We start from the raw sequence: 12,646 nt of genomic DNA on the forward strand, positions 1-12,646 counted from the left end.
GGGACTCCCCTCCGCCTCAGGCCGCGGCGGACTGGGTCCAGAAGCCGGGCGGAATTTCGCCGCGGAAGGCCTCGGTGGCCGGGCCGGTCATGTAGACATGATTGTCGGCGGCCCATTCGATGGTCAGCGTGCCGCCATCCAGCACGATATCTGCCTTGCGGCCGGCGAGGCCGCGGCGATGGGCGGCCACCAAGGTGGCGCAGGCGCCGGTGCCACAGGCCTTGGTGATGCCGGCGCCGCGTTCCCAGACCCGCATGCGGATGGTCTGCGGATCGAGGATCTGGGCGAATTCGACATTGATGCGCTGCGGGAACAGCGGGTCATGCTCAATCTGCGGACCGATCTCGCCGACCGGCACGGCCTCGGCGTTGGGCACAAAGAACACCACATGGGGATTGCCGACATTGACGGCGCCGGGGCCGCTGACGCCGGCGAAGGTGTAATCCATGGTGACGGTGTCGAGCTCGCGGGCGAGCGGGATGTCGCGCCAGCCCAGGCGGGGCTCGCCCATGTCGACGGTGACCATGCCGCGGGCGCCGGTGCGCGCCTGCAGCCAGCCGCCGAGCGTATCAAGGGTCACCGCGTCGCGGCCGGTTTCCTGCATCAGCAGGGCGGCGATGCAGCGTGCCGCGTTGCCGCAGGATTCGACCTCGCCGCCGTCGGAATTGTGGATACGCATGAAGGCGTCGGCGCGGTCGGATTTCTCGATGGTGATCAGCTGGTCGAAGCCGATGCCGCGGCGCCGGTCGCCCAGCAGGCGGACCGCGTCGGTATCCAATGGCATGGCGTGGCCGCGGGCGTCCAGCACGACGAAATCGTTGCCGAGTCCGTGCATCTTGACGAAGGGAAGGGCGCCGGTGGGAAGCATGCGGGGGTTATAGGGCGGGGCGGGGCCGGAGTCCACTGGGCCCGGAGTCCAGGGGCGGATGCCCGGGGGTCAGGTGGCAGGGCCCTTGGCGGCCGGTTTGGCCTTGTCGATGGCGGCTTTGAGCGAGGCGCGCAACTGCGCCTCCAGCGGCCCGCCGCTGCCGGCGATCTTGTGGGTCACCACTACATAGAGGGTATCGACATGGATGCTGACGATTTCCTGCTGCAGCTCGTCCAGATCCTCGAGCTCTTTCAGGAAGTCATGCAGGGATTTGGCGAATTCGGTCAGCATGGGATAGCCGAACACCCCACCCATCCCCTTGATCTGGAATGCCTCCTCGCGAATGTGCTCGAGCACCTGGCTGCGGGAGGCCGGGTCGGCGGCGGCGCGGCCGAGCGCCTCGCGCAGGCTTTTCAGCTGTTCGATGGTGGCATCGAGGAACTGGGCGGAGGAGGCCTGGACGACAGCCTCCATTTTCTGGCGCAGATCGTCGTCCAGCTTGAGGTCGCGGCCGGTCTTGAAATTCACCGCCTTGCGCTTCAGCTCGCCGCGGTTCGGGATGGTGTTACGGCGCATGGCTGTCCTGCACGGGCGCCATCTTATTCGGGCTTCTGGTTGCGGCGATCCGGGCCTTCGAAGGGCAGCTGCTGGCGTCGGCGGTCCGGGCCGAAATAGCCCTTCACGCTGACGAAATCACGGGGCCGGGCGATCACCGAGACCAGGCGCCGGTACATGCTGTCGGCGGTGAACGGCTTGGCGAGAAACTCGGTCACGCCTTTGTCGCGGGATTCCATCACGTATTCGACTTCGGAATTCGCCGTCAGCATGATCACCGGCATCATGCGGTCCGGCGACATGCCGTCGGTGCGCAGCCAGTCGAGCAGCTCCAGGCCTGAGCGCGGCTTCAGCGCCCATTCGGTAATCAGCACGTCGATCCCGCCGGTGCGCAGCTGCGCAATCGCCTTCTCGCTGTCGCGGGCGGTGGCCACCTGGGTGACGCCCAGCATCATCAGGATATCCTTGATCAGCTGGCACATCAGCTTGTTGGTATCCACGACGAGAAATCGGACGTGACTGAAATCGATCTTTTCCGACATGCCGGCCGGCGCCCCCTCGGCAGGGCTGCCCCGCAGCCCCTACTGGATTTCGTGGAATTACTTTTGCGATCATATATATACTGCCGGGATACTGATTCCAACGGGTCCGTTACACCTGCGTGAGTTTAGGGCCCGATCAAATTCTACCCAAAGCTTCGCACACTGAACCAGCCCTTGCTTGATCCCGAATCCCAGGTCCCGCTGCCGAAGGCACCGCCGCCGGCCGGCCTGGTTCTGCTGTTAACCGGCCTGTTTGCCAACGGAATCCTTGCCGGAACCATGTATCTGCCGTCGCTGCCGACGGTCGGCGACGATCTTGGTGCCGCAGACCAGATCCTGCCGTTAACACTTACGGTGTTTTTTGCCACCTATGCGGGCGGCCAGCTGATCTACGGCCCGCTCAGCGACCGCTACGGCCGGCGGCCGCTGCTGATCGGCGGCCAGGTGATCCTGGTGCTGGGCTCGCTGGCCTGCGCCCTGTCTGGTTCGATGACGGCGTTCCTCTGGTCGCGGGCGCTGCAGGGCCTGGGGGCAGCCAGCGCCATGGCGACCGGCCGCGCCATTGTCAACGATGCCTACGACCGTAAACAGGCGGCGCGGGCCACCTCGCTGATCAGTGCCGCGCTGGCGATCGCGCCGGTGATCGCGCCCGTGCTGGGCGGCCTGATCGAGCATTACCTGACCTGGCGCAGCGGCTTCTGGATCAGCGGCGGCATCACCGTCGTGGTGATCCTGCTGCTCATCCTGCTGCTGCCGGAGACGCTGTCCGGCCGGCCGGCCGGCCCTGGCCCCCTGCTGCGCGGCATCGCCGCCGCCTACGGCTACCTGTTGCGCAGCCGCGCCTTCCTCGCCTTTGGCCTGCTCAACCTGGCGATCTTCGCCGGCCTGCACGGTTTCAACGCGGCAGCGCCATCGGTGCTGATCGACACGCTGCATATCGGCGTCGTGCACTACGGCCTGCTGATGGCGATCGGCAGCGGCGGCTACCTGGCCGGCTCGCTGCTGTCGTCCTGGCTCGGCCGGCGGATCGGCCTGCTGCGGCTGATCGATCTCGGCGTGCTGTGCATGGTGCTCAGTGCGGTGGGGCTTGCGGCCTATACCGCCATAGCTGGGCCGGATGTGGCCGTCATCATCGCGCTGCGCGTGCTGTGGGCCACCGGCATGGGACTGGCGCAGCCGAACACGGTGGTGGCGGCGGTCGGCATCAATCCGGCAACGCTGGGCGCCGGCGCGGCGCTGTCGGGCTTTCTGCAGACCGCCGGCGGCGGCATGGGCTCGGCGGTGAATGCGCTGTTTCCGGCCGGCGATCCGCTGTTCCTCGCCCTGACCTTCGGCGGCACCGCGGTACTCGGCGCCATCATCTGGTGGAGCAACCGCGCGGCCGCCGGACAAGCGCTCAGCGAGCGCGAATAAGGCTTCCGCCCGGCCTCAGCGTCAGCCTTCCGGCTTCAGCACCGCCATCAGTTCGCGCCATTCCCGGGCACTGAGGCCCGAGGAGGCCTGGTCGACCGCCTCGCCGGCCAGCATGCGGCGGACCGCCTTGATGCCGGTGGCCGACAGGCTGGCGCCGCCGATGCGGTATTCCATGAAGGCATCATGGCAGGCCGGCACCCAGCGCTTCACGGTGTCCAGCATCGCCTCGGCGTAGACGCGGATTTCATATTGCGCATGGCTGTCGGCCCGCAGGCTGAGGAAATGCAGCAGGTTCAGCAGGTCGGTCTTCCAGTACCACTGGGTATAGAAGTTCAGCGTCAGGTTCATGCGCGCCAGTTCGCGGGCCAGCCCCTCGCGGCCCTCGTCGCGCTTGCTGCCGTCCGGCCGCTCGTTGAGCATCTCCTCGTAGGAGGCATAGGACTGCATGGCATCGCGCTTCAGCAGCGCCATGACATGCTGGGCCTCGTCGCCGGTCAGCAGGTCGCCGCGACCCTGGCGGTTGCTGCTCGACTGTGCCGCCAGCTGGTCGGGTGCCGGCAGATAGAATTCGTTATCGAGGATCGAATAGCGCGCCGAATATTCGTTGACGTTGGCGGTGCGGTGGCGAATCCACTGGCGCGCCACGAAGATCGGCAGCTTGACGTGGTACTTGATCTCGCACATCTCGAACGGCGTGGTGTGCCGGTGCCGCATCAGGTAGTTGATCAGGCCGCGGTCTTCGCTGACCTTCTTGGTGCCGCGCCCGTAGGAGACACGGGCCGCCTGCACGACGGCGGCATCGTCACCCATATAGTCGACCACCCGGACGAAGCCGTGGTCGAGCACCGGCAGGGGTTCGTAAAGGATGTCCTCCAGCGCCGGCACGGTGGCGCGGCGGGTCGGCTGGGTCTGGCTGCGCAGGGCCGCAATCTCAGCGGCCTGCTCCGGCGTCACGGTCATCCAGGGCTCTCCGGCGGTCAGAAGTCCGCCCCGAATCGTTCCCGGGCGGCAAAGGCAGGCCGTTATAGACCGGCCGGGGGATTTGCAAAACCCGGCGCCGGGCCTGGCGGGCGGCCGGACGGCGGAAAAGCCTGCCGACAGGCCTTCTAAAACCGGTGCGGAAGCCCTAAGTTAATAGGGTCGGGAAACCGACTATGGCGATAAACGCTGCGCGGAATAAACGTAACGGACCCGGGGGCAGTACCCGGCGCCTCCACCATGAGCCCGGCCGCCGTGAAATCGGCAGGGTCACGCCCGTCTTCCGGTTCTGGCCAGTCTTTCGGCCATGACCGGCCGCCGGGCTGATGATGGGGGCGAATCAGGCTCGACGTGCGTGGTAAAGGCCCAGTTTTTGCCCGGCATGATACCGCCGTTATCGGGTCAATCCAAATGTGCCAACGACAATAGCGTTGCACTCGCTGCCTAATAGGTAAGCGCGGCTCGGGGGGCGCCGGGCAACAGAAGCCCCCCACTTGATCCTGCCAGGCCGACCCGGACCTGACCTCACTTCATGCATCCGCGTGCGTCTTGTTGCCCGGCTTGCATTGAACCGGTCGGGCGGGGCGGGTAAAATGCCATCTCTAAGCCCCTGAAAGATTATCCGTCATGGCCGGCAAGCTGCTCGATTACAATCAGATGGTGGAAACAGCCCTGCGCGGCGCCGTGCGCGAGGCAATCAAGCGCGCCTCGGAATTCGGCCTGCCCGGCAACCACCATTTCTACATCACCTTCCGCACCGACCAGGAGGGGATCGACATCCCGGAATACCTGCACGAGCGGTATCCCGAGGAGATGACCATCGTGCTGCAGCACCAGTACTGGGGACTGGAGCCGGGCGAGGATGCCTTCCAGGTGACGCTCAGCTTCAACAAGGTGCCCGAGCGGCTGGTGGTGCCCTATGCGGCAATCACCGCCTTTGCCGACCCGAGCGTGCAGTTCGGCCTGCAGTTCCGCGTCGCCCCCAACCCCGAATTCCGTCCGGTCGCGGCCGTGACGGAAGTGGCCGGCGACGGCGCCGCGACGCCGGCCGATGAGGCCGCGGCCGACCAGGCCGATGGCGCCGAGCGCAAGACCGGCGACGTCGTGGCGCTGGACGCCTTCCGCAAGAAAAAGCCCTGATAAGAAGTCCTGACCCGGCGCGGGGTTCACCTGCCCGCCTGACCGAATACCCTTCCGCAAGCCCCCGGAGATCCCAGCGATGACCGAATTCCGCTACGAGGACCTGTTTCCCGCCGGTCCCGATACCACCCCCTATCGCAAGCTGTCGTCGGACGGTATCGAAGTGATCAAGGCGGGCGGGCGCGAGGTGCTGCAGGTCGACCCGCAGGCGCTCAGCGATCTGACCTTCGCGGCGATGCATGATATCGCGCATCTGTTCCGGCCGGGCCATCTGGCCCAGCTGCGTGCCATCCTCGACGACAAGGATGCCTCGCCGAACGACCATTTCGTCGCGCTCGAACTGCTGAAGAACGCCAATATCTCGGCCGGCATGATCCTGCCGAGCTGCCAGGATACCGGCACCGCCATCGTGATCGGCAAGAAGGGCCAGTATGTCTGGACCGCGGGCAGCGACGAGGAAGCGATCTCGAAGGGCGTCCATCGCACCTATACCGAGACCAACCTGCGCTATTCGCAGCTCGCGCCGCTGTCGATGTTCGAGGAGAAGAATACCGGCAGCAACCTGCCGGCCCAGATCGAGCTCTATGCCACCGAGGGTGATACCTACAAGTTCCTGTTCATGGCCAAGGGCGGCGGCTCGGCCAACAAGACCTATCTCTACCAGCAGACGCCGGCGGTGCTGCGCGGCGACAGCCTGCTGAAATTCCTCGATGCCCAGATCAAGACGCTGGGCACCGCGGCCTGCCCGCCCTATCACCTGGCCATCGTGATCGGCGGCCTGTCGGCGGAACTCAACCTGAAGACCGCCAAGCTCGCCTCGGCGCGCTATCTTGACAACCTGCCGACCGGGGGCAGCGAGACCGGCCATGCCTTCCGCGACGTCGAGTTCGAGCAGAAGATCCTCGAACTGACCCGCGTCAACGGTATCGGCGCCCAGTTCGGCGGCAAGTATTTCTGCCATGACGTGCGGGTCATCCGCCTACCGCGCCATGGCGCCAGCGTGCCGGTCGGCATCGCGGTGTCCTGCTCGGCCGACCGCCAGGCCAAAGGCAAGATCACCCGCGACGGCATCTTCCTCGAACAGCTCGAGACCAATCCGGCCCAGTACCTGCCCGACCACGAGGACAAGCTGTCGGCCGAGGTGGTCAAGGTCGACCTCAACCAGCCGATGAACGAGATTCGCAAGCTGCTGTCACGCCATCCGGTCAAGACCCGGCTGTCGCTGAGCGGCACGCTGGTCGTCGCCCGCGACATCGCGCACGGCAAATTCGCCGAGCGGATCGAGAAGGGCGAGGGCCTGCCCGACTACGTGAAGAACCACATGATCTATTACGCCGGCCCGGCCAAGACGCCGGAGGGCTATGCCTCGGGCTCCTTCGGTCCGACCACCGCCGGCCGCATGGACAGCTACGTCGGCCTGCTGATGGAAAACGGCGGCGGTTTCATCAGCCTCGCCAAGGGCAACCGCTCCAAGCAGGTCACCGAGGCCTGCCACAAATACGGCGGCTTCTACCTCGGCTCGATCGGCGGCCCGGCCGCGATCCTCGCCAAGAACTGCATCAAGAAGGTCGAAGTCCTCGAATACCCCGAACTCGGCATGGAAGCCGTGTGGAAGATCGAGGTCGAGGATTTCCCCGCCTTCATCATCGTCGACGACAAGGGCAACGATTTCTTCGCCAAGCTGGCGTAAACGCGATCTTGTACCAAAACAGAAAGGCCGCCTGTGGGCGGCCTTTTATTATTTACAGGCCCAGATAGGCCTGTCGCACCCGGTCGTCATGCAGCAGGGCCTGGCCGCTGCCGTCCATGGCGATGCGGCCGTTTTCCAGCACATAGGCATGGTCGGCCAGTTTCAGCGACATGGCGACATTCTGTTCGACCAGCACCACGGTCATGCCGCGCTGGTGCAGCAGCCGGATGATGCGGAAGACCTCCTGCACGACGGCCGGCGCGAGGCCGAGCGAGGGCTCGTCGAACATGATCAGCTCCGGCTGGCCCATCAGGCAGCGGCCGATCGCCAGCATCTGCTGCTCGCCGCCCGACATGGTGCCGGCGGTCTGGCCACGGCGTTCGGCCAGCCGCGGGAACAGGCCGAAGACCTCGTCCAGCGTGGCTTTCTCTTTGCTGCGGGCGCGCGGCAGCATGGCGCCCATCTGCAGGTTTTCCAGCACCGTCAGGGTCGGGAAGATCTGCCGGCCCTCGGCGACCTGGCCGATGCCGAGGTTGCACACCTTGTGGCTCGGCAGCCCGGTGATTGCCTGGCCACGCCAGCGGATCTCGCCGCGCCGCGGCGTCTCGATGCCGGCGATGGTGCGGATCAGGGTCGACTTGCCGGCGCCATTGGCGCCGATGATGGCGACGATGGCGCCTTCGGGCACCGCGAGCGAGACGCCGTCCAGCGCCTGGGCATCGCCGTAGAAGACATCGACGGCTTCGAGGCTGAGGCTCATAGCTCGGCCTCCTCGCCGAGATAGCATTCCAGCACCGCCGGGTCGCGCACCACCTGGTCGGGCGTGCCGCTCGCGATCACCTCGCCGTAATGCAGCACGACGACCTGCTGCGACAGCGCCATCACCGCGCGCATGACATGCTCGATCAGCAGGATGGTGACACCCTGGCGGTTCAGTTCGCGGAATACCGCAACCATCTGGTCGGTCTCGGTCGGGCGCAGGCCGGCCATCACCTCGTCGAGCAGGAGCAGGCGCGGCTCGGTGGCCAGCGCGCGGGCGACTTCGAGGCGCTTGCGCTCCGGCAGGGTCAGCTGCGCCGCCGGCTGGGCGCGCTTGTCCAGCATGCCGAGCCGGTCGAGCACGGCTTCCGCCTTCTTCCGGGCGCTGCGCACGTCGGGTTCGGCGCGCAGGGCGCCGACGATGACGTTGTCGAGGGCGCTCAGTTCCTTGAACGGCTTGACGATCTGAAAAGTGCGGCCGATGCCGGCATGGCAGATGCGGTCGGGCCGCAAGCCGTCGATGCGGCGGCCGGCGAAGCTGATGCTGCCTTCATCGGGACGGAACACGCCGGCGATCATGTTGAAGCAGGTGGTCTTGCCGGCGCCGTTCGGGCCGATCAGGCTAACGATGCCGCCCTCGGGCACTGCAAGGCTGGCCCTGGTCACGGCGCGCAGGCCACGGAAGCTTTTCGAGATGCCGTCGACGACGAGCAGATCGCTGCCGCTCATGGCTTTCTCTCCAGCCCGAGCCGGCGGCGCAGCGGCGGCCAGATGCCGTGTGGCAGATAGATGATCACGGCGGCCAGGCAGATGCCGTAGAAGACCTGTTTCACGCCGGGCAGGTCGTAGCCCAGCGCGCCCATGGCGTTGCTGAGGCCCTCGGCCAGCACGGTCAGAACGGCGGCACCGAGGATCGGGCCGAACAGCGAGCCGATGCCACCGATGATCGGGCCGATGATCAGCTCGATCGAGCGGCTCATGCTGAAGATCTGCTCGGGGAACAGGTTGTTGTAGTAGAAGGCATAGAACACGCCGCTGAGCGCCGCCATGCCGGACGAGATCGCCACGGCGATCATGCGGTAGCGGAACACGTCGATGCCGAGTGTCTGCGCGGCCTCGGGTTCCTCGCGGATCGCCAGCCAGTAATAGCCGATGCGGCCGGTCAGCAGCCAGCGGCAGAACAGGAAGGCGAGCGCGGTTGCCGCCAGCAGCACGTAGTAGAACATCACCGGCGTGCCGCGTAGGTTGGCGAGGTCGTTCTCGCCATACTGCTTGACCGGCAGGAACAGGCCGCCGGAGCCGTTCACCCAGGGGAAATGGTCAAAGCCGACCCGGGTGAATTCGGCAAACGCGATGGTCAGCAGCGCGAAATAGACGCCGCCGATGCCGAAGCGGAAGGCGAGGAAGCCGACGAACAGCCCGCAGGCCATCGAGGCCAGTACCGCAATCCAGGCGCCGGCCCAGGGGCCCACGCCGTAATGCACATAGACGGCGGCGGCGGCATAGGCGCCGACCCCGACATAGAGCGAATGGCCGAGGCTGAGCTGGCCGGCGAAGCCCATCATCACGTTCCAGGCCTGGCCGGTATAGGCGAAATACAGCACCAGGATCAGGATCGACAGGATATAGGCATTCACCACCAGCGGGGCGATCAGCAGGGCCGCCAGCAGCAGGCCGAGCAGCACCAGCGCGCGCCGCGGCACGCCATCGGTCAGACGTGAAATCATACCCAGGACCCCATTAAACCCGGCGTCCCAGCAGGCCCTGCGGCCGGAACAGCAGAACCAGAATCAGGATGGCGACGCCGAACATGGTCTTCGCCGATGGATCGAAAAACAGGCCGGCCAGGGCTTCGGTCAGGCCGATCAGCACACCGCCGAGCAGGGCGCCCGGCATCGAGCCCAGCCCGCCGATGATGACGATGACAAAGGCCTGCAGGGTGAAGCTCGGCCCGATCACCGGCGTGGTGTCGATCAGGAGGGTGACCATGGCGCCGGCGGCGCCGACACAGGCGGCGCCAATGCCGAAGGTCAGCGCATAGAGATGCTTGACGTTCAGGCCGATCACCAGGGCGCCGAGGTGGTTGTCGGCGCAGGCGCGGATCGCCTTGCCGGTATGGCTGAGGCGGAAAAAGGCGAACAGGCCGGTGGTGATCAGCAATGCCACCACCGCCGTGATCACGCGCACCTTGTCAACCAGCAGCGGTCCGATCTGGATCGAGTCGAGGGCGTAATCGACCAGCACGTTGCGCGAATCAGGACCGAAGATCATCAGCAGGCCGTTGACCATGATGATGGCGACGGCGGCCAGCAGGATGAACTGGCTGTGCTCGGGGCGGTTGATAAACGGGTTGATCAGCAGGGCCTGCATCATATAGCCGACGGCGAACATCAAGATGGCAATCGGGATCATCGCCACCAGGGGATCGATATTCCAGGCGGTGAAGGCGACGATGGCGGCATAGGACGCCATCGTCATCATCTCGCCATGGGCAAAATTGACCACGCGCACCACCCCGAAAATGACCGACAGGCCGAGGGCCATCAGGCCGTAGACCAGCCCGGTCAGCACCCCCTGCACGGCGACATTGGCAATCAGTTCAACGGGCATGATCGGTCATCTGGTGTGGTGCGCATGGTCGGGTCAAGGTTTACCGCTTGCTCCAGCCCGGCATCGGCAGGGTCAGGTTGTCCTCGGCGATGTCGAGCGGCAGCACCACCTTCGGGCGTTGGTCGAGATTCTGCAGCGTGACCGAGATGATGTTGGGGTTCTGGCCCTTGGCGTCGAAGGTGATCGGGCCGCCGGCCATGATGTGGTCCTTGATGTTGGTGCTGCGCAGCGCATCGGCCAGCGCCTTGCCGTCGGTCGACTTGGCGCGGGCAAAGGCATCGACCGCAATCATCACCGCCTCGAAGGAGAAGCCGACATTGAGCTCGAACATCTCGTTCTTGTAGTGCTTGGTGAACTCGTCCAGCACCTTCTGGGTGACCACCGAGCGCGGGTTGTACCACGGCACGTTGGTGATCATGTAGTTTGAGTATTTGCCCAGCGTCTTGTAGAACTGGTTCTCGTAGAAGCCTGGCGCGCCCGGGCTCATCACGATCTTCGGCTCCCAGCGCTGCTTGACCATCTCGCGCACCAGCAGGATGGCGTCATTGATGCGGGTAACCGGCATCACCAGATCGGCGCCGGTCGCCTTGGCCTTGGCCACCTCGACCGAGAGATCCTTGGCCTGCGGGTCGTAGGAGATCGTCTCGACCACCTGGAAGGGCATGTTCAGGCCCGGCAGCATCGCCGAAATGCCCTTCTGCATCGCCTGCCCGAAGGTATCGTTGATGTGCATCAGCACGGCGGTCTTGGGCGTGATGCCGCTGCGTTCGAACACCGACTTCATCAGGGTCAGGCCGTTGCGCACCAGCATCGGCGCGGTCGGGAAGTTGCGGAAGACGTATTTGTAGCCCTGCTCGGTGATCTGCGGCGCCGCGGCGATGTTGATCACGTAGGGCACGCCCTTCTGCTCGGCAACCTGGGCGATGGCGGCCGACTGGCCGGAATCGAAGGCGCCGACCAGGACATTGGCACCCTCGTTGACCAGCTTTTCGGCGCGGCTGCGGGCGACATCGACGCTCGACTCCGTATCGGCGTTCATGATCTCGAAATCGCCCGGCAGGCCGAAGGACGGCAGCATCTTCTGGGTGATGTCGATGCCGCGCTGGCAGGCGATGCCGAGCTGGGCCTCGAAGCCGGATTTCGGCAGCAGCACGCCGATTTTCAGCTTCTTGCTCTGGGCCCGCACGATGCTGAACGGGGCACTGCCGGCCAGCAGTGCGGAACCGGCAACGGCGCCGGCGGCAAACTGGCGGCGGTTGATCTTGCGCGTCATGGTTATTCCTCCCTCGGTTTTGATTGGCGGCGTCCGGTCCGCGGTGTGCGGCTGCCGGATCGCTTCTGGCGCGATACTGTCGGATCGCCTTCCATGGCGGGAAGGCTGTTGCCGCGCTGCGCCGGCGCGGCAACGAATTTCTTCAGCAGGGTCATCAGCGTGCGATGCTCCGTCGCGCTGAGGACGGCATTGATCTGGCGGTCGTGCTGCTGGACCATGGCGACGATCTCCGGCATGCGGCGGCGGCCGTCGGCGGTCAGGAACAGGCCATAGGCGCGGCGGTCATGCGGCGCCGGCCGGCGCTCCACCAGGCCCTGGCGCTCCAGCCGGTCGACCATGGTCATGGCGCCGGAACGGGCGACACCGAGGGCCTCGCCGAGCCGGCTCTGCTGCAGGCCGGGATTGCGCTCGATCAGCACCAGCGCCGAATAGAGCGACGGGGTGATGCCGGTGGCGCTGAGCCTGGCATAGAAATCCTCCCACACGCGCAGCTGGGCAAGGCGCAGCAGATAGCCGACATGGTCGGGCAGGCTGGCATAGTCGACCTGCGCGGCCGGATCGGCGGCGGCAGGCTGCATTGCGGCAGTCGCGGATTGCGCGGCGGGCGCCATCGACCTGACCCTGTTCCTCCCGGTGCGGGGCAGCGTGGCTGCCCGGCTGGCTCTTGCGCCTTTGTCGTTGGGTGGATTGTAGCGGTTCATAATTGTTATGCAAGTATACAAAAATGCTCTGGCGGCTCTGTCGTGGGCGGGTCTGTCATACCGGAGTCATGGCAGGCCGCTAGCATTCGGGCACTTGGCGCCCGGCATCATGAAACA

Annotated in this window: 13 protein-coding genes and 1 other RNA gene; 4 read left to right on the forward strand and 10 right to left on the reverse strand. The window is 65.7% G+C overall.

The features are described 5' to 3' along the window. Positions 1-16 precede the first annotated feature (16 nt). The 3 genes from dapF to ACFOOQ_RS12125 all read right to left on the reverse strand — a co-directional run bounded on the left by dapF (position 17) and on the right by ACFOOQ_RS12125 (position 1,965). The gene (dapF, locus tag ACFOOQ_RS12115) at positions 17-868 is read right to left on the reverse strand and encodes a diaminopimelate epimerase (protein WP_379726638.1); all 852 of its coding nucleotides are present in this window, start codon (positions 866-868) and stop codon (positions 17-19) included. Between the two features lie 69 nt (positions 869-937). Continuing rightward, the gene (locus ACFOOQ_RS12120; protein ID WP_379726641.1) at positions 938-1,444 is read right to left on the reverse strand and encodes an Hpt domain-containing protein; all 507 of its coding nucleotides are present in this window, start codon (positions 1,442-1,444) and stop codon (positions 938-940) included. Positions 1,445-1,467: 23 nt separating this feature from the next. Then, entirely contained in the window at positions 1,468-1,965 is a 498-nt protein-coding gene (locus ACFOOQ_RS12125) for a response regulator (protein WP_379726644.1), read from the reverse strand. A gap of 174 nt (positions 1,966-2,139) precedes the next feature. Here ACFOOQ_RS12125 and ACFOOQ_RS12130 point away from each other — a divergent pair, with 174 nt between their 5' ends. Beyond that, positions 2,140-3,378 (forward strand): multidrug effflux MFS transporter, encoded by a 1,239-nt coding sequence (locus tag ACFOOQ_RS12130; protein WP_379726647.1) that lies wholly within the window; start codon positions 2,140-2,142, stop codon positions 3,376-3,378. A gap of 21 nt (positions 3,379-3,399) precedes the next feature. On the opposite strand, the gene thyX is transcribed toward ACFOOQ_RS12130, so the two are convergent. Beyond that, positions 3,400-4,338, reverse strand: coding sequence for an FAD-dependent thymidylate synthase (gene thyX / locus ACFOOQ_RS12135; RefSeq protein WP_379726650.1), 939 nt, complete (start codon positions 4,336-4,338; stop codon positions 3,400-3,402). 140 nt (positions 4,339-4,478) lie between these two features. Here thyX and ssrA point away from each other — a divergent pair. From ssrA to ACFOOQ_RS12150, 3 genes are all read left to right on the forward strand, one after another. Further along, positions 4,479-4,851: a transfer-messenger RNA gene (ssrA, locus tag ACFOOQ_RS12140) on the forward strand. Positions 4,852-4,983: 132 nt separating this feature from the next. Continuing rightward, on the forward strand, positions 4,984-5,496 hold the full coding sequence (locus ACFOOQ_RS12145; protein WP_379726653.1) for an SspB family protein: 513 nt from the start codon (positions 4,984-4,986) through the stop codon (positions 5,494-5,496). 79 nt (positions 5,497-5,575) lie between these two features. Next, a complete protein-coding gene (locus ACFOOQ_RS12150) occupies positions 5,576-7,186 on the forward strand; it encodes a fumarate hydratase (RefSeq protein ID WP_379726656.1) in 1,611 nt (536 codons plus the stop codon). A gap of 52 nt (positions 7,187-7,238) precedes the next feature. On the opposite strand, the gene ACFOOQ_RS12155 is transcribed toward ACFOOQ_RS12150, so the two are convergent. The 6 genes from ACFOOQ_RS12155 to ACFOOQ_RS12180 are packed head-to-tail and all read right to left on the reverse strand — an operon-like array spanning position 7,239 to position 12,406. Continuing rightward, complete coding sequence (locus ACFOOQ_RS12155; RefSeq protein WP_379726659.1) at positions 7,239-7,946, reverse strand: ABC transporter ATP-binding protein; 708 nt, start codon at positions 7,944-7,946, stop codon at positions 7,239-7,241. Further along, entirely contained in the window at positions 7,943-8,674 is a 732-nt protein-coding gene (locus ACFOOQ_RS12160; protein WP_379726662.1) for an ABC transporter ATP-binding protein, read from the reverse strand. Before ACFOOQ_RS12160 ends, ACFOOQ_RS12155 begins: the two co-directional genes overlap by 4 nt. Further along, positions 8,671-9,672, reverse strand: coding sequence for a branched-chain amino acid ABC transporter permease (locus tag ACFOOQ_RS12165; protein ID WP_379726665.1), 1,002 nt, complete (start codon positions 9,670-9,672; stop codon positions 8,671-8,673). The genes ACFOOQ_RS12160 and ACFOOQ_RS12165 overlap by 4 nt, the downstream gene beginning before the upstream one ends. Positions 9,673-9,685: 13 nt before the next feature. Continuing rightward, the gene (locus tag ACFOOQ_RS12170; RefSeq protein WP_379726668.1) at positions 9,686-10,555 is read right to left on the reverse strand and encodes a branched-chain amino acid ABC transporter permease; all 870 of its coding nucleotides are present in this window, start codon (positions 10,553-10,555) and stop codon (positions 9,686-9,688) included. Positions 10,556-10,595: 40 nt separating this feature from the next. Further along, a complete protein-coding gene (locus tag ACFOOQ_RS12175; protein ID WP_379726671.1) occupies positions 10,596-11,828 on the reverse strand; it encodes an ABC transporter substrate-binding protein in 1,233 nt (410 codons plus the stop codon). Between the two features lie 2 nt (positions 11,829-11,830). After that, complete coding sequence (locus ACFOOQ_RS12180) at positions 11,831-12,406, reverse strand: MarR family winged helix-turn-helix transcriptional regulator (protein WP_379726674.1); 576 nt, start codon at positions 12,404-12,406, stop codon at positions 11,831-11,833. Positions 12,407-12,646: the final 240 nt, after the last annotated feature.

It is taken from the genome of Ferrovibrio xuzhouensis (assembly GCF_042648965.1).
Classification (GTDB): Bacteria; Pseudomonadota; Alphaproteobacteria; order Ferrovibrionales; family Ferrovibrionaceae; genus Ferrovibrio; species Ferrovibrio xuzhouensis.